The organism is Aminobacter carboxidus (assembly GCF_014863355.1).
Taxonomy (GTDB): Bacteria; Pseudomonadota; Alphaproteobacteria; order Rhizobiales; family Rhizobiaceae; genus Aminobacter; species Aminobacter carboxidus.
The window spans coordinates 63,696-80,615 of sequence record NZ_JACZEP010000003.1 but is presented as its reverse complement, the minus strand read 5'-3'; the positions used below and the strand labels follow the sequence as shown (position 1 = coordinate 80,615).

Sequence of the window (16,920 nt, the reverse complement as noted above, 5' to 3'; positions counted from 1 at the left end):
GTTGCAGTAGAGCAACAGAACCCGCGCTTCTTTCAGCCTAAGTTGACTCAAGTCGAACCAGTCGATCCCCAGCGAAGGCAAGAAAAATGCGCCCCATCCCAGTGCGAACAACAACGTCCGCTCGAGTTATCAACATCAGCGCTGCTGCGCTCGCCTTGTTGTTTGCCGGCGGCGCATTTGCCCAGGAAGCTAAGCCCGCCGAGGCCAAGCCGACCGAGGCAAACCCTTGGGCAGTCAACTGCGCCAGCGGTGCGACGATCAACGAACTACAATGCCAGGTGTCGCAAAATCTCACCGAGTCGAAGACTGGCCAGCGCGTGTTGACGGTCACTATTCGCAAGGAAAACGACAAGGGCGGTCTTGCCATGTTGCTTGCTCTGCCACACGGCCTGTTCCTGCCGTCAGGCGCCTCGTACCAGATCGACCAGGGCGAGAAGGTAGTCGTCGCCATTCAGACGAGCGACCAGAACGGTGCTTATGCGGCAGCACCACTGACGCCGGAACTGATCACGGCGATGAAAGCCGGCACCAATCTGAATGTCGGCATGGAATCGGTGACGCGCAAGCCGGTTGCCATTCCGGTGTCGCTGGCAGGCTTCACCGCCGCGATCGACAAGCTGCAAGCCATCCAATAGGCGACGACGAGGGGCTGGGCGGGCACCAGCCCGCCCCTTTGTCAGATAGGTGTTCCGATCAGTCCTGGTCGTCGTTCATCAGCGCGTTGTCGCGGCGACCGGCCATGATCTCGCGCTTGCCGACATGGTTGGGCGCGCCGACGAGGCCTTCCTTTTCCATGCGCTCGACCAGAGAAGCGGCACGGTTGTAGCCGATGCCGAGACGGCGCTGGATGTAGGAGGTCGAGCACTTCTTGTCGCGCTGAACCACCTTCACCGCCTCGTCATAGATCGAGTCGCCATCCTCGGCCGCGACGGCGCCCTTGTCGAAGACGGGGCTGTCGTCGGCTTCCGGTGTCTCATCGTCTTCGTCGGCGGTGACGGTCTCGAGATATTCGGGACGCCCCTGTGCCTTGAGATGGGTGACGACGTGCTCCACCTCGGCGTCCGAGACGAAGGGGCCATGGACGCGCGAAATGCGGCCGCCACCGGCCATGTGCAGCATGTCGCCCTGGCCGAGCAGTTGTTCGGCGCCCTGTTCGCCAAGGATGGTGCGGCTGTCGATCTTCGACGTCACCTGGAATGAGATACGGGTTGGGAAGTTGGCTTTGATCGTGCCGGTGATGACATCGACAGACGGGCGCTGCGTCGCCATGATCAGGTGGATGCCGGCAGCACGCGCCATCTGGGCCAGGCGCTGGATGGCGCCCTCGATCTCCTTGCCCGCAACCATCATCAGGTCGGCCATCTCGTCGACGATGACGACGATGTAGGGCATCGGCGCGAGGTCGATCTCCTGCTCTTCAAACAGCGGCACGCCGGTGCCCTTCTCGAAGCCGGTCTGGACCTGCATCACCACGGTCTCGCCCTTGTCGCGGGCTATCGCGGCGCGCTCGTTGTAGCCGTCGATGTTGCGCACGCCGAGCCGCGCCATCTTGCGGTAGCGGTCTTCCATCTCGCGCACCGCCCACTTGAGCGCGGTGACCGCCTTCTTCGGGTCGGTGACGACGGGCGTCAGAAGGTGTGGGATGCCGTCATAGATCGAGAGCTCGAGCATCTTGGGATCGACCATGATCAGGCGGCACTCTTCCGGCTTCAGCCGGTAGAGCAGCGACAGGATCATGGTGTTGATGGCGACCGACTTGCCCGAACCGGTGGTGCCGGCAACGAGCAAATGAGGCATCTTGGCGAGTTCGGCGATGACCGGCTCGCCGCCGATGGTCTTGCCCAGGCACAGCGCCAGCTTGCAGGCGGTGTTGCGGAAGCCGTCCGACTCGATCAGCTCGCGGAAGTAGACCGTTTCGCGTGTTTCATTGGGCAGCTCGATGCCGATCACGTTGCGACCGGGAATGACGGCGACACGCGCTGATATCGCCGACATCGAGCGGGCGATATCGTCGGCAAGGCCGATGACGCGCGAGGATTTGACACCAGGTGCGGGCTCGAATTCGTAGAGCGTCACCACCGGACCGGGGCGAACATGGATGATCTCGCCGCGCACGCCGAAATCCTCGAGCACGCTTTCCAGCAAGTCGGCGTTCTGCTCCAGCCGCTCCTGCGACATGTAGAAGCCCTGGCCTTCCGGCGGCAGCTGCAACAGCTCCTCGGAAGGCAGCTCATAGGCATCACCAGTGGTCGCTGGTACGATCCTGCCCATCAAGGGCAAAGGCGACACGGCCCGCACCGGGGCAACCGGCTCGGCGATGGTGGCTGGCTCTGGTGCAGGATCGGCGAGGTGGGCTGGCCGATCGCGCTCGGCAATCGCCGGAGCTTCGAGCTTCACCTCATTGGAGTTGGCTGGCGCTGCAGGCGCCACATTGGCCTGCTGCGGCGGAATGCACTCGATGACCCGAAACAGCGCAGTGATCTCCGCGGCAGGAACCTCTGGCTGTCGGACGACGACGGGCGCCGGCGCAACCCGGGCCGGCACGGGCGCGGGGCGGGCGGCGACAACCGGGACTGCCGATGAGGGACCGTCCGACGTGTTCGGCGCCATCAGCTCGAAAAATGCATGATCGGAAAGATAGGACCACCGCGCCTTCTTCGGCTGCGCCGTCGGGCTTTCACTGGCGCCTGCTGGCCTGGCCGCAGCCTGTGTCGCTGGCGTGGCTTGCTGCACGGCCGCTGCGGTCTGGCGCGCGGGCGAGGGCGCCTGCATCGCAGGCGTAGCGATCCTGCGGGCGATTTGTGCCTGCAAGGCTTCTACGACCTGGGCCCCTGTCGTCACGGTTGCCGGCCTAGCTGGAGCAGGGGCTGCGACAGATGCCACGCGCTCGGCCGTCTGTGGCTGAACGACGACAGCGTTTGGCTGAGGTTCATCGTGGACAGCCTCCGCCTCTTCGGATGTCGATGCGTGGCGCTTGGCGGCGTCGTAGTTGGGCGTGCGGGTGAAGCGAACATTGGGCGCAAGATAGAAATAGTCCTGCCAGCCGGGGCCATCGGCCGGCGAAGCCACATGCGGCCGGTCGCCCTTGCTTTCGGGGCGATCTGGACCGTCATCGTGCGAGGCTTGGTTCGAAAAATTCACTCGAGGCAAACGCGTGCTTCCCATACTCAAGACTCGCTGATGAAACGTCCCCCGAGCAATAGGAAGCGAGTGGTTAACAGTTCCTTCCAGCATCCAGCTTTGTGATCTGGAAGTGGCAACCGCCACCACGGCACCACGCCGTTCTGCGCTTGTTAGACGAGTGCAGGGCAATTCCTGACGTCAATGGATGGTTGTGGAGTGCGCGCGCCGGGTGTTTGCAAGCCCTTGTTCTGCTGTGCTAACTTTACGTCATGCGGTAGGGAGATGCGGACTTGTACCGCTTTTGGAATTGGTTTGCGTATCCGAAGGCTGAGGGCAAAAGAGGCGTTGGGCTCGGGCCCTCGAACCTCTCCGTGATTCGCGATGCACGTCTTGCGAGCTTCCTGGCAAACACCACCGATCTTTTTTCGTTTTATGACCACGACTTCCGGCTGACCGACTGCTCGGCCACGCTGAAAAGCATTCGCGGCAACGCCATGACCACAGGCGCGTTGGCTTGGGAGATTTATCCGAATTTTGGCGAAAACGAGCTTCGCGCCGCGATGCAGCTTGCCGCGCGCGATGGTTCGTCGACGAGAATCAAGCTCAAGGCTTTGTCTGGGCAGCCGGCGGGAACGATCTTGTGCTTCGGAATGGCTGATGGCGTCGGCATCATCGAGTCGGCGGAAACAGGGCTAGACGGTCGTGCCGCCTCCGAAGAAGCAGACCGCGTGAAGCTGCTGCAGCATCAGGCGACATATGACGCGCTGACCGGTTTGCAGAATCGCCGCCGCTTCAGCGAGCGCCTGGACGAAATCCTGGCGGAAAGCGGCGATTCCCGTGACAGGTCGGCCTTGCTGCAGATCGACCTCGACGATTTCAAATCGGTCAACGACACGCTCGGCCATGGAACCGGCGACACCTTGCTGCAGCTTGCGGCAAACAGGATCCGCGGCGCGCTGCAGGACGGTGATGCCGCCTATCGATACGCCGGCGACGAATTTGCGGTTATCCAGGCCGGCAAACAACAGCCTATGGCTGCCGAACGGCTGGCGCAGGCGATTGTCGATGCCTTCAAGGCGCCCTTCGTCATCAACGACATCCCGCTTTTTGTCGGCGCCAGCGTCGGCATCGCATTCGGCCCTCAGCATGGGGTCGAGAGTGAAGAGCTGATGAAGGCGGCCGACATCGCCCTTTACGCGGCCAAACGCGATGGCCGTGGCTGCGCCCGCACCTTCAACCGCTCGATGATGCTGCTGCTGGAGCAGCGGGAGAACCTGAGGCGAAGCCTGCGCATGGCGCTGGAGCGGCAGGAGCTCTATCTCGAGTATCAGCCGCTCATTCGCCCACCATCGACGGTCATCGGCTTTGAGGCGCTGCTGAGGTGGCACCATCCAGAGGTTGGCCTCATTCCGCCAAACGTGTTCATTCCGATCGCCGAGGCCGATGGTCTGATGGACGACATCGGCCGCTGGGTGCTTGAGGAAGCCTGCCGCCAGGCGATGACCTGGCCACCCTCGCTCAACGTTGCGGTGAACCTGTCGCCGGCGCAGTTCCTGAGCGGCTCGCTCACCGATACCGTGGCGCAGATCATCGACAAGGTCGGTATCCGCGCCGACCGCGTTGAACTCGAGATCACCGAAACCGTTCTGCTGGAGCAGACCGTCGACAATCTGGATACGCTCAACACGCTGAATGTCCTGGGAATCCGGATCTCGCTTGATGACTTCGGCACCCACTATTCGTCGCTGAGCTATCTCAAGAATTTTCCGTTCGACACGCTGAAGATCGACCAGTACTTCATCAAGGACCTGGTTGCCGACCGCAAGAGCCAGGCCATTGTCCGGTCGGTCATGAGCCTGGCACACGGACTGGGTATCAGCGTCACCGCAGAGGGGGTAGAAACGGCCGGCCAGGCACGTTGGCTGATCGACGAAGGCTGTGATTGCTTGCAGGGCAACTTCCTTGGGCGGCCGATGGGAGCGGACGCGACGGGCGAGTTTGCGGACCGGTCACCCGCAGAGCTGAAAGCGCCGCAAGAACAAGACCGAACATGAAGACAGGCAACACCCGCTAGCTTGCCTCGACGGGGCAGGCGACGCAGACGATACATACAGATAGTGTCACGGCAGACCGACTTCGGACCGGACACCGCAAATTTGCCGAGCGATGCTAATTGCTCGGCCAGAACGGCAAGAGGGTGACATGCCTACGAAAGATGCGAATGCGGAACCAAGTTTTCGCACAATGATCCAGGTCGACATGGAGATCGCATCTTTCCTTTCGAATTGGGCGCATTGCGACTACATTTCGAGTTATCTGGCGCGTACGATCAGTCATAACCGGCCGGACTCAGTCCTTTTTTCGAATCTCTTTTCATCTGCACTCAATGAATTGCTGGAGGTTACCTTCAGGACACGTCACTCTGGGGGCGCACTTGAATGCAGGCTGTCTCGCCTTGGCGAGACCGACCGGATCGAGTTGACGTTTGCCTGCAGCCGGGAAGAGCACACCTTCCTTGAGGCTGCCGTTGCGAGGGTCCAGGGTGCCGACCGGCAGGCGCGCTATCTGAGCTCGTTGTCGGGCGATGTTGCCCCCAGCCGCGACATGATGCTTCTGGAACTGACCGTTAACTACAACGCCACGCTTCGACTTGAAGAGGTCGATGACGACATGGTCAAGATCGTCGTCGACCTTCCGCTCGGGGGCTTGGCAAATTGACTGCACATCTTTCCCCCTCCGGCATCGCTGGGCGCTTCAAGGCGCATTTTGACCTGAACAACCAGGAATTTTCGATTGCCGGTTCGGTTCGCCCGCAAACGATCGACGAGCTCGCGCCCAGCCTGGCGCTGTTGAAGGAATCCATCGAGAGCGTCCGCGGCGTGCTTTACGTCAACGTCAGGCGGCTGGCGCAGATGAACAACACTGCGTTTCATGCCTTTGCGCGCGTCATCATCGACGCATGCCGGGTCAGGCCGGACCTGAGATTCGTGGTCGTCACTTCCAGCGTCGTCGGCTGGACGACGCGCAAGTTCGGCCGTCTCAGCAAGATCGAGCCTGGCATCACCGTCGAGGAATACGACAGCGAGTTCTATCCCGGGCAAAGCTTCCTCGAAGAGGGCGGGTTCATTCCCATCCTGCGCACCCAGACCAAGATGACCTGGCGGCACGAACGCTCGATCCTGCCCCGCCACGGCATGCGGCCGGGCATCGTCATGGCCGACATCTGCTGCGGCATCGGCGATTTCGCGGTGCTGGCGCAAAAGGAATTCGAGCCATCGCGGATCGTAGCCCTCGATCACTCCAAGTCGAGCCTGGCCTATGCCAGAAAGGTCGCCAGCGAGTTCGACATCACCGGTATCGAATACACCTATGGTGATGCCTCGGAGATGCTGCTCGATGACGACCAGTTCGATCTCGTGACGTGCCGGCACTCGCTGCAGATCTTCAATCGCCCGGCGCAAATCCTCAAGGAGCTGTTCCGGATCTGCAAGCCGGGGGGCCGGGTCTACATCACCAACGAGAAGAACTCGCACTGCCTGGGCGAACCACGCGCCGAAAGCATTCGCTGGACCTACAACGAGGTCGCGAAACTGTTCGAACACTTCGACATGGATGTCGAGCTCGGGCCCAAGAGCCGGCGCTATCTGGCCGATGCCGGCTTCGACGACATACGCGTCGAGTCGTTCATGGTGACCAATCTGGACGGCGACCCGAAGGACTTCGCCGACATGATCGCGGCATGGGAAGAGGTCTATGCCGGCGACATGGCGGCAAAGCGTGGTGATTCCGGGGAGTTCATCAAGCAGTTCAGGCAAGGTTTCAAGGACCACATCTCAGCAGCCCTCCACCCGAAAGGGTATGCCGGCTGGCCGATCTGGGCCGCATCGGGGCAGAAGCCGCTATGAGTACCGACACGCGGGATACGCCTCGTTTCGACCTGCATTCCTTCCGGGCGAAGTTCGTGCTCGTGGTGGGCGGCGCAGTGCTGTTCGACCTGCTGATGAGCGGCGGCCTGGCGCTGTGGAACGTCCAGCGGCTGTCGCAGGACGCGACCTCGGAGGTCGGCGCCGGCTTGACCACGGCAAACCAGGAGTACATCCGGTCTTATGCCGACTCCACCGCGGCGCGCGTCGACCTCCTGCTCGACCGAGTCCATGCAGACGTCAAGACTCTGGCAGGCGTCATTCAGGGACAGATCGACGACCCCGACCGGCAAAAACGAGTCGGCGCCACGCTGGCGAACCAGTCCGCGGCTTCCGTGCAGGTCGTCTACGACACCAAAGGGCAGTGGGCCCAGAACCTGCCCGGCGCACCGTCCGTGGTCAGCGTCTGGGGTTATCTGCTTGGCCCCGACCACAAACCGCTACCGGCGGTCCAGGAAGAGATCGAAAACAGTGCTGTGCTCGACCTCGTCGCGCCAAGCCTGCTCACCAGCGGTTCGTCAAAGCTGCAAATGTATTACATCGGCCCGAAGGAACGGCCGATCTTCAGGACCGCACCTTACACCGACCAGGCCCAGACTTTCGATCGCCTCTATCCCGGCCATAACAACTCGGAGTTCTGGGAGTTCTTTTTCCCCGGCATCTATGGATCGTGGCAGAAATGGGCGCTCGATCCGGCGTCGCGCTTCATCCCCGACAACGACATCACCCAGACCGCGCCTTATACGGACGCAATCACCGGCAAGCTGATCGTCAGCTTTTTCCATCCGCTGTGGACGCGCGACCGTGCAGGCGTTGCGGGTGCCGCTGGGGCCGACATTACGCTCGACCAGCTCGCCGAGATCGTCGAGAACGTCAAGATCGCCGAGACCGGCTTCGGCTTCCTGACGATGCCGAACGGCAACGTGGTGGCCATCAACCCCAAGAGCGAAGCGACGATCGGGCTGGTGTCTTCGAGCGACAAGGGGGCCGCCGACGGGGTCACCGGCGTGGAGCGGTCACTGCGCGCCAGCACTCAGCCTGCCATCGCAACCCTCGACCTCAACAGCAGCAACGATGGTGTGATCCAGCATGTCATGCTGCAAGAAAAGGGCGAAAACGTCCCTTACATCGTCGTCCTGAAAGGGCTCAAGCCGACGAACCTCTGGAGTGCCGGGCCTATTGAAAAGCAGGCGATGTCGGTTGGCATCGTTGTGCCCGAGCGCGAGATCTACGCCGCGCTGTTTGCGGCACAGGACAGCATTTCGAAGGCGACGAACCGCATCCTGCTCTATCAGCTCCTGGCGATTATCGTTTCGCTGATGATCGTGTTTGCCGCGGTGTTTGGCCTGTCCAAGCGTATCACCGCAGGCCTCAGCGCCCTGGCTGCTGCTGCACGGCGGCTGCAAGCGAAAGACTATTCCGTCCGCGTCAACATCCCGTCCAAGGACGAGGTCGGCGAGGTCGGCGTGGCCTTCAACCGCATGGCCGAGCAAATCAGCTTCCATACCGAGAACCTTGAACAACTGGTCGATGAACGCACCAGGGATCTCGAAGACGCCAACGTCGAAATCTCTTCGCTCAACGAAAAGCTGCGCAGCGAAAACGTGCGCCTTGGCGCCGAACTCGACGTTGCGCGCCAGATACAGATGATGGTGCTGCCCAAGCCGCGCGAACTCGCACTGATCCCTGGCATCGAGATCGCAGCCTACATGCGGCCGGCCGACGAGGTCGGCGGTGACTACTACGATGTGCTGCAGGACGGACATCGCCTGAAGATAGGCATTGGCGATGTCACCGGACATGGTCTCGAGAGCGGTGTGCTGATGTTGATGGTGCAGTCGGTCGCGCGCGCGCTGCAGGAGACCGGCGAAGACAATCCACGGCAGTTCCTCGATCGGCTGAACCGCGCAATCTTCAAGAACCTGGAGCGCACCAACTCCGACAAGCACCTGTCGCTGGCCTTCCTCGACTATGAAGACGAGCGCCTGGTCCTGTCGGGCCAGCATGAAGAGGTTCTGGTTGTCCGCGCCGGAGGCAAGGTCGAGCGGATCGACACGCTCGACCTCGGCCTTCCGGTCGGCCTCGAACGCGACATTTCGCCTTTCGTGGCAACCCGCAACATCCCCTTCAGCAGCGGCGACGTCATCGTGCTCCATACTGACGGCGTGACCGAGGCCGAAGGGTCGGGCGGCAAGCTGTTCGGCCTCGACCGGCTCAGCGAAAGCGCACGGTCGCGCTATGGCAGCAGTGCTGAAGAGATCAAGACAGGCATTGTCGACGACCTGATGGCATACATCGGCACACGGAAGATACATGACGATATTACACTCGTCGTCATGAGGCACAGGTGAGCACATGACAACTATGTATGGACCGGCCGACATTGCGATGGGCATGCGCGACAACATCAGCCGCGTCAGGTTGTTTGACGGGCCGCTGGACCTGAAATGGCACCACTGCGCGACGACTTCGGACTTCATCGCCGATCTTTTCGCGCTGCCTTTTCACGCGTCGCGCAACGACTACAAGGAAGTCCGCCACAGCATCGGATACTTGGTCAACGAGCTGATCGAGAATGCCGTGAAGTTTCGCGAACCGGGCGAGATTATCGTCGAAGCATCGATGGATTCCGACAACTTCAAGGTGAAGGTTTCCAACGTCGTCGCCGACAAGACCGCGGTGACGTTTCAGAAGCTTCTCTCCCAGATTACCATAGGTGATCCGGGCGACCTGCTGATCCAGCAGATCGAGGCAAATGCCGCCGATCCCGATGCTACCGGCTCGGGGCTTGGATTGCTGACGCTGATGAGCGACTATGGCGCTCGATTGGCATGGATCTTCAGCCCGGTAGAATCCAGCAACCGGGTTCATGTCGAGACATACGCCACGATCCCGATCTCGCAGGCTCACTAACGAAAGAATGAAGGCGCCCATGGAAGTAAGAACCGACGACTATCGCGTCTGGACGGAAAACAGCGATGTCTATTTCGATGGCTCCATGCGGCTTTCCGGGTCGGAAGCCTACGCGCCCGTACTGGCGGTGATGACTGCCATTCTGGCCGAAAAACCTGAAACCATGACACTCAACCTGACCGACCTCGAGTTTCTCAACTCGTCGGGCATCAACCTTTTGGCAAAGTTCACCATCGAGGTGCGCAAGCATCCCGACGTGCAACTGATCGTGCGCGGCAGCTCAGAGATTCCCTGGCAATCCAAGTCGCTGCCGAACCTGAAGAAGCTGCATCCGGCGCTGGTCCTGCAGATCGACTGAGTCGAAGTTCCGCAACGCCGGACAACAAAAAAAGCCGCGGCTTCGATGCCGCGGCTTTGTCGTTTTGGCTGACGCCATCTGGTCAGTTGATGGCTGCGATGTTGCCCAGGCGGATGAACAGCGTTTCGCCCGAAGAATCGTCGACGCCATCATTGTCGGTGACGACAAAGGCTTCGCCTGACGCATCGATGGCAAAACCCTCGACCTTGTCGACCACGTAGCCGTTGGTCGTTGCCTCGAGATCTGGCACGAGGTCCCGCACCAAGGTCTTGGCCACCACCGGCAATTCGCCACCGAGCTTTGCCGGCTTGAAGGCATCGAGCGCCACCGCATAGACGCGCTTGTTCTTCGCTTCCTCGCCGATCAGATTGTCACGCTCGACGACAAACAGCTTGCCGTCATGGGCGGTGATCTCCGACAGACCGACCCAGCCCTTTTCGGTCGAATCGAGCGAATAGCGCACCGCCGACCATTCCTTGTCCTTGGGCTTGTAGGCCAAAAGCTTGACCTGCCCCTTCGGGTCGTCGGCCCATTCGCGCTGGATCGCCATTACCAGAGTGAGGTCGTCGCCTTCGCCAAGCGTGGTGATGCCTTCGAGGCCGAAGCGGGTCTCGTGCGCCAGCAACTCGGCCGGGAACGCGATCTCGTCCTTGATCTCGCCCTTGGCGTTGACGTTGACGATGGCGTGCGGGGTCAGCTTGTCGCTGCGGCCTTCGGAAGCAAGCCAGAACCCGCCCTTGCCGTCGGGTGCCAGACCTTCGAGGTCGAGCTTCTGGGCCGGCTTGCCGTCGCGGGTGACGACGGTCTTTTCGGTGATCAGGGCAGGGGTCTTGGTGGTGTCGATGGTGAAGATCGCCGGCGCCGAGCGGTAGACAGAATCCGACACCGCATAGAGCTTGCCGGCTTCCTTGGGATCGGCGGCGAGGCCCGACAGCGCGCCCCAGCCGAGCGGCGTGCCGTCTTCATTGGGAGCGGCTGTGATCTGCGGATAGGCGGCGGTACCTTCGCCGAGTTCATAGACCATGACATGCGAACGGGCGAGGCCGTCCTTGACAAGGTCGGTCTCGTTGGCGGTGACCAGCAGGTTGCGCCGCGGGATGGCAACGAGGCCTTCCGGACCGACACCCGAGGGCAGAACCTGGACGAATTCCGGCGCCTTGCCGGTATCCTTGTAGACACCGATCAGCGAAGCCCGCTCGGCGGCAACGAAAATATACTTTTGATCGCCGAAGGATGCGAACTCCAGCCCTTCCGGCTCGATGCCCTTCTTGTTGCGGGCCTCGGGATAGTGACCAGCGGCCGCCGCCCGGTATTCGAAGGATGGGCCCGACTCGTGGAGCACTTCGCCTGTCTTGGAAAAGATGGTGAAGCCGCGGGCGCCACCCTTGTAGTCGCCTTCATTGGCAACGACGAGGCGATCATTGTCGAGCCACTTGACGGCATCGGGTTCGCGCGGCGCATTCTCGACCTTGCCGGAGAAGCTGAGCGCGCCGTCCTTCTTGGTATCGACATTTTCGAGCGTCACTTCACCAGCCGAAAAATGCGAGACGATCTTGCCGCTTTCGGCGTTGACGATGGCGATGTGATTGTTTTCCTGCAGCGTGACGGCAATCTCGCCGGCTTCGTTGAAGGCGACGAATTCCGGCTCCGGATCTTCCGGGGCGACGGCGGCAATGCCGGTCAGGTCGACAGTCCTGATCGAAGCGCAGTCCGGGGCGCCATCCTTCAACGACAAAATCTTGAGATTGCCGGCCGGCAGCTGTGGCAGCGCGCCTTCGTTCAGCTCCTCGTCGCGCTCGTTTTCGATGGCGACGGCCAGAAACTTGCCGTCCTTGCTCAGCGTCACGGAGTCAGGCTGACCATCGAGATCGCAGGTGGCTTCGATCGCCTTGGAGGCGAGGTCGATGACGGTCAGGTTGCCCGAAGGCTCCTGCTTGTTCTTCGAGGTGTTGACGCCAGCGAAGACCTTGCCGCCCAGCACGGTGACAGAAGTCGGCTCACCCTCGATCTTGACGATGCCGGCGGCCTTCGGCGCCTTGGCGTCGGTGATGTCGATGAAGCCGACGGCACCAAGCGGACTATCGGAATAGACCAGCGTCATGCCGTCTTCGGTCGCGGCGATGATTTCCGACGACGTCAGGGTCGCGGCATCGACGCCAGCCGGCAGATTGGCAGCGACCGGGAAGGTGGCGATGCGGTTGAACGCCTGGTCGGCATAGGCCGGGAAGGCTGCGGACGCCGCCAGTGCGGACGTCAAAAGCAGGAGCTTGCGTGACATGAGAAACCTCTTTGCCTGAACGGAATTGCGGTCTTCGTTTGGGGCAATGAGATTTCAGCGCGATGACAACAGGATGATGGTTTGATGACAGAAGCGATGACCCGCATCGCATCAACGATGCGGGTCATGCTGCCTGGCAGCAAACTCCCCGCGCGACGGTTGCCGCCCGGGGAGCCGATTGCGTAGCCGTCAGGACGGAGTCGACCACTGGCCGCCCTTGTACAGGCGCGTGGCGGTGTTGGTCATCGTGAGGTCGATCTCGGTATAATTGGAGCGGGCCGAGCTGAACATCGTCGAAGTGGCGATGTCCTGCTGGAACCACACCATCACGGTGTCGATGGGGGTCAGCGTGACCGAACCCTGGACCATGCCTTGGGGCGCGACATAGAGCGGCGTCGTCTGCTGGACGCCGTTGAGTGTGGAGATCTGGCTGAGTGCCGGATGGATCAGGCTGAACTGGTTCAGCATGGAAACGCCAGTGACAGGACCGCCGGTCGCTGGCGGCTGCAGGATGCCGTTCTTGTCGAGCAGGCACTGCTGGCCAAGCCCGAGCGCCCGCGCGTTGGTCGTGGCCGTTACCGTCACCGTGTCGGCGAAGACGTTGGTTCCGAACAGCGAAAACTGCGGCGTCCACGAGAATGCGGTGCTGTAGACATATTTGGTCAGCGACTGCCACACCACGTTGTAGCTGCCGCTGTCGCCGCCAGAGGCAACCTTCTTGGCAAAGCACATGGCGTAGTTGTTGGTCTTGAGCGTGGCCAGGTCGTCGAGATCGACAAGAATGGTCACTGCCTTGGAGACGGCATCAAGAGCCGAGTAGAAGTTCGCCAGGTTCTGTCTCGCCGCGTCGCGCTCATAGGTATCCGCCTCGTCAGCCGCCGCGCTGAAGGTCGCGTTCTTCCCGTTTACTGCAGTGCAATTGCACAGATCGCCCGTCACCGACTGGCCTTGCCTGATGTCGTAGGTGTTTCCGCTGGTGACGGAACCGGATGAAATGGTAACCGTGAACGACTCGTCGGTGCTGACGGTACCGTCACCGTTGGCGATCTTCGTCCATGTATTCCCGACCTTCTTGTAGATGTGTAGCTTCGCCATCTTGGCCTCCTGGAACTCTGGTTGACAACAATTCAGATGCAAGTCGAGCAAGTCGCCGCATGGTTTTTTTAGGAAACGTGCAACAATCCTCAATGAGAAACGCATTCTCCGGATGATTGCGTAGTATTTTAAGTATTAATTCGCCACGCCGCAGAATCTAATCTGCGCCTCTTGCTGTATTTCGTCCCACGGCTGGCGTCCAAAAAAGATGTCCGTTCGTCCCAAGCCGCACGCACGCGTCCCATCGGCAGACGATAGCGGCCCGCTCACCCAACCATCAGCTCCTTGAGCCAATGCTCCAGTTGATTGCTGCCAGGCGCAGGGGAGGCGATGGTGTGCCATTCAGCGTCGCCGTGACGGCCGGCAGCGCGCGCGGCACGGGGCGACTTGCCGAAGGCCTCGTGGAAGATCCGGCTGAAATGCGCCTCGTTCCTGAAGCCGAGGTCGTAGGCGATGTCGCCGATGCGCCGATGGCGCAAGGCAGGGCTGCAAATGTCGAGCAGGGCGCGGCGAAGACGACGGCGGCTGATGTAGTGCCTGACACCGCCAGATGCCTCGAACAGCCTGTAGAGCTGGCTCCGTGAAATACGGAACGCCGCAGCCAGCTCGTCAGGCGTCAACTCCGGCTGATGCAGCCTTTCCTCGACATAGCCGCGAATGGAGCGGACAAGGCTGCGGTGCGATGCCATTGCGGGCATCGGTTGCGAGACGGCGCCAATCGCCAGGCATGTGTCGGCCAGGTTTGCCGTAACCCGCGCAAGCGCTACAGCCTCATGGAGCCAAAGCCGCGGCGCCGTCTGGCACAAGGTCATGATGTGCTGACCCAGCAGACCACCGACCGGCGTGTCCCGTAACAGAATCCGGCCATGCTGCCTGTCCAACTCGCCCGTCGAAGGCGACAGGAGCGATCGCGGCAATACGAGACTTACGCTTTCACTGGCATAGGCGACGAAATCGAGCGGGCTCGCAAGGTCGATGATCCCGACATCGAGGTGGTTCAGCCGCCGGTTTTCGCCGGACCGTCGCAAATGTCCGCCACCTTCGCTGCAGACATGGATGAAAAGGTGATCCAGGTCATCGCGCACGGTCCTGGCATCGGATCGCGAGTAGCGAACGGCATCGCTCTTTCCGTGCAAAACCAGCGCCAGGCCGAGGTGATAGACGGTCAATGACGCGAAAAAACTGTGTTTTCGCCGATGGAACGGCCTTGTCACCCTGAACAGCGAGGCAAGAAGTTCTTGCCAATATGTAAAGCGGTCTGAGTCCGTCGCACCTGAAGCCGAATAATTGAGAGTTTGTATTTTTGAGCCATTCGCGCCGGTCTGTTGCATATCGGTAAAGATACTTGACACGACCACACATACCCCATGCGACCTATGGAGGAAATAGCTATCAAATAATCTTCTAATCATGAAGTTACTTTTGTAATACCTAGTAATTTAAATATATGTTTATAATATATACACCACCGCCTTCGCTCAAGCGACACGCCGAAGGCTTCGCATGTCGCCGATGCGTCTATAGCGGAGCGCCGGACTGCAGATGTCGCGCAGTGGGCGGCAGAAACGGTGGCGGCGAATATGGTGGCGGACGATGCACGCACATCTGCAGAAATGGTTTGACAACCATTGATAAATGCCTAGCCTTTCTAATATGGAAGCTATTCCATATTACTGGAAGTCTGGGAGGACCAACATTATGAAGATGAGACTGGCTTTTGTTTCTGCGCTGGCTGCGCTTGCCACTGCACCTGCGGCCCATGCAGAGCCAACCAAAGGCGGCGTTATCGATGTTGCGACGGTTGGAGAGCCACCAACGCTCGACGCAATGGTCACGTCAACAGATCTCGTCGGCATGATCAGCCAGCATATTTTTGAAACGCTCTTCACCTTCGACAAGAACTGGAACGTCGCGCCGCTACTGGCGGAGAGCTTACCCGAGGTGAGCGACGACGGGACAGTTTACACGATCAAGCTGCGCCAGGGCGTCGTCTTCCACGACAACACTCAGTTCGACGCCACAGACGTCGTCGCCTCCCTGGACCGCTGGATGAAGCTCGCAGGCCGAGGCAAGCAGATCGCCCCGACCGTCAAGCAGATCGAGGCCATCGATCCGTCGACAATTCGCGTCACACTGACCAGGCCCTATGCCGCGCTGCCGGCACTTCTGGCATTCAACAACTCGGCTGCGATCATGCTGCCAAGCGAAAAGCAAGCGGACCCGATGGTCGAGGTCATCGGCACCGGCCCGTACCAGCTCAAGGAGCGCAAGCCGGATCAATACATCCAGTTGACGCGCTTTGATAAATACAAGCCGCGTACCGAGGAAGGCTCCGGCTATGCTGGGGCAAGGATTGCCTATCTCGACGAGATTCGTTTCGTTCCGGCCCCAGATGCATCCACCCGTCTCGAAGGCGCGGTCGCGGGACAATTCGCTTATACGGACTCGCTCCCCGTCGAACAGATGGACCGGCTCACCGGCAGCAAGTCCGAGGCGGTGTTGCTGCAGAATTCCGGCTGGCTGATGATGCGCATGAACGCCAAGCAAGGCGTTCTCGCCGATATGAAGGTGAGAAAGGCCGTGCAGGCGGCGCTCAGCGAAAGCGACATGCTCGCTGCCGCCTTTGGCGACTCGAAGTTCTTTGCGGTCGAGGGCCCAATGTATCCGGAGGGATATCAATGGCATAGCGACGTCGGCGTTGAGGGCAACTATGACGTCGGCGATGCGGATGCTGCAAAGAAGCTGCTCACCGAGGCCGGGCTGACGACGCCGACGCCGCTGCGCATCCTGACCAGTCGCCAGTACGAGTTCCACTACAAGATGGCGCTGGTTGCCGCTGAATACTTAAAGCTCGCCGGTTTCGACGTGAAAATGGAAGTCGTCGATTGGGCGACGCTGACGCAGCGCATTCAAAAGCCTGAATTGTGGGACATCTTCATCACGCACAGCCCATTTTTGGCAGAGCCGGCACTGATCAACATCCTGTCTCCGACGACAGTAGGCTGGTGGAGTACGCCAGAGATCGCGGATGCGATGACAACGCTGACAGGCACGGCCGACCCGGCGAAGCGCATTGCTGCTTTTGGCACTGTGCAGTCGCTGATCATGGAGCAGGCACCGATGATCAAAGTCGGCAACTTTAGCGCACTATCGGCCAAGGCGCCCGGATTGACCGGCTTCTGGCCGTCCCCTTGGGCCTCATTCTGGAACGTGTCGCTGGAAAAATAAGA

Annotated in this window: 12 protein-coding genes; 8 read left to right on the top strand and 4 right to left on the bottom strand. The window is 60.7% G+C overall.

Annotated elements, in window-relative coordinates; translation table 11 throughout:
* Window positions 1-86: 86 nt before the first annotated feature.
* Window positions 87-635: an invasion associated locus B family protein gene (locus IHE39_RS12310; protein ID WP_192566653.1), complete on the top strand. Its 549-nt coding sequence runs from the start codon at window positions 87-89 to the stop codon at window positions 633-635.
* A 58-nt stretch (window positions 636-693) separates the two neighbouring features.
* Here the strand turns inward: IHE39_RS12310 and IHE39_RS12305 are convergent, their stop codons facing one another.
* A complete protein-coding gene (locus IHE39_RS12305; RefSeq protein WP_192566652.1) occupies window positions 694-3,165 on the bottom strand; it encodes a DNA translocase FtsK in 2,472 nt (823 codons plus the stop codon).
* 329 nt (window positions 3,166-3,494) lie between these two features.
* On the opposite strand from IHE39_RS12305, the gene IHE39_RS12300 reads away from it, so the two are divergent.
* The 6 genes from IHE39_RS12300 to IHE39_RS12275 all read left to right on the top strand — a co-directional run bounded on the left by IHE39_RS12300 (window position 3,495) and on the right by IHE39_RS12275 (window position 10,317).
* On the top strand, window positions 3,495-5,177 hold the full coding sequence (locus IHE39_RS12300; protein WP_343070086.1) for a putative bifunctional diguanylate cyclase/phosphodiesterase: 1,683 nt from the start codon (window positions 3,495-3,497) through the stop codon (window positions 5,175-5,177).
* A gap of 148 nt (window positions 5,178-5,325) precedes the next feature.
* On the top strand, window positions 5,326-5,841 hold the full coding sequence (locus tag IHE39_RS12295) for a ubiquinone biosynthesis methyltransferase UbiE (RefSeq protein WP_246471473.1): 516 nt from the start codon (window positions 5,326-5,328) through the stop codon (window positions 5,839-5,841).
* Window positions 5,838-7,028, top strand: a complete 1,191-nt coding sequence (locus tag IHE39_RS12290; protein WP_210327554.1) for a class I SAM-dependent methyltransferase — start codon at window positions 5,838-5,840, stop codon at window positions 7,026-7,028. Before IHE39_RS12295 ends, IHE39_RS12290 begins: the two co-directional genes overlap by 4 nt.
* Window positions 7,025-9,397 (top strand): SpoIIE family protein phosphatase, encoded by a 2,373-nt coding sequence (locus tag IHE39_RS12285; RefSeq protein WP_192566651.1) that lies wholly within the window; start codon window positions 7,025-7,027, stop codon window positions 9,395-9,397. Before IHE39_RS12290 ends, IHE39_RS12285 begins: the two co-directional genes overlap by 4 nt.
* 4 nt (window positions 9,398-9,401) lie before the next feature.
* Window positions 9,402-9,959, top strand: coding sequence for a slr1658 superfamily regulator (locus tag IHE39_RS12280; protein WP_184774209.1), 558 nt, complete (start codon window positions 9,402-9,404; stop codon window positions 9,957-9,959).
* Between the two features lie 19 nt (window positions 9,960-9,978).
* Entirely contained in the window at window positions 9,979-10,317 is a 339-nt protein-coding gene (locus tag IHE39_RS12275) for a slr1659 superfamily regulator (protein ID WP_115734413.1), read from the top strand.
* An 82-nt stretch (window positions 10,318-10,399) separates the two neighbouring features.
* Here IHE39_RS12275 and IHE39_RS12270 read toward each other — a convergent pair whose 3' ends face one another.
* From IHE39_RS12270 to IHE39_RS12260, 3 genes are all read right to left on the bottom strand, one after another.
* Complete coding sequence (locus tag IHE39_RS12270) at window positions 10,400-12,595, bottom strand: esterase-like activity of phytase family protein (protein ID WP_192566650.1); 2,196 nt, start codon at window positions 12,593-12,595, stop codon at window positions 10,400-10,402.
* 189 nt (window positions 12,596-12,784) lie between these two features.
* Complete coding sequence (locus IHE39_RS12265; protein WP_210327553.1) at window positions 12,785-13,690, bottom strand: hypothetical protein; 906 nt, start codon at window positions 13,688-13,690, stop codon at window positions 12,785-12,787.
* Window positions 13,691-13,956: 266 nt separating this feature from the next.
* Entirely contained in the window at window positions 13,957-15,102 is a 1,146-nt protein-coding gene (locus IHE39_RS12260) for a helix-turn-helix domain-containing protein (RefSeq protein ID WP_192566649.1), read from the bottom strand.
* 286 nt (window positions 15,103-15,388) lie between these two features.
* Here IHE39_RS12260 and IHE39_RS12255 point away from each other — a divergent pair, with 286 nt between their 5' ends.
* Window positions 15,389-16,918, top strand: coding sequence for an ABC transporter substrate-binding protein (locus tag IHE39_RS12255; RefSeq protein WP_184774215.1), 1,530 nt, complete (start codon window positions 15,389-15,391; stop codon window positions 16,916-16,918).
* Window positions 16,919-16,920 lie beyond the last annotated feature (2 nt).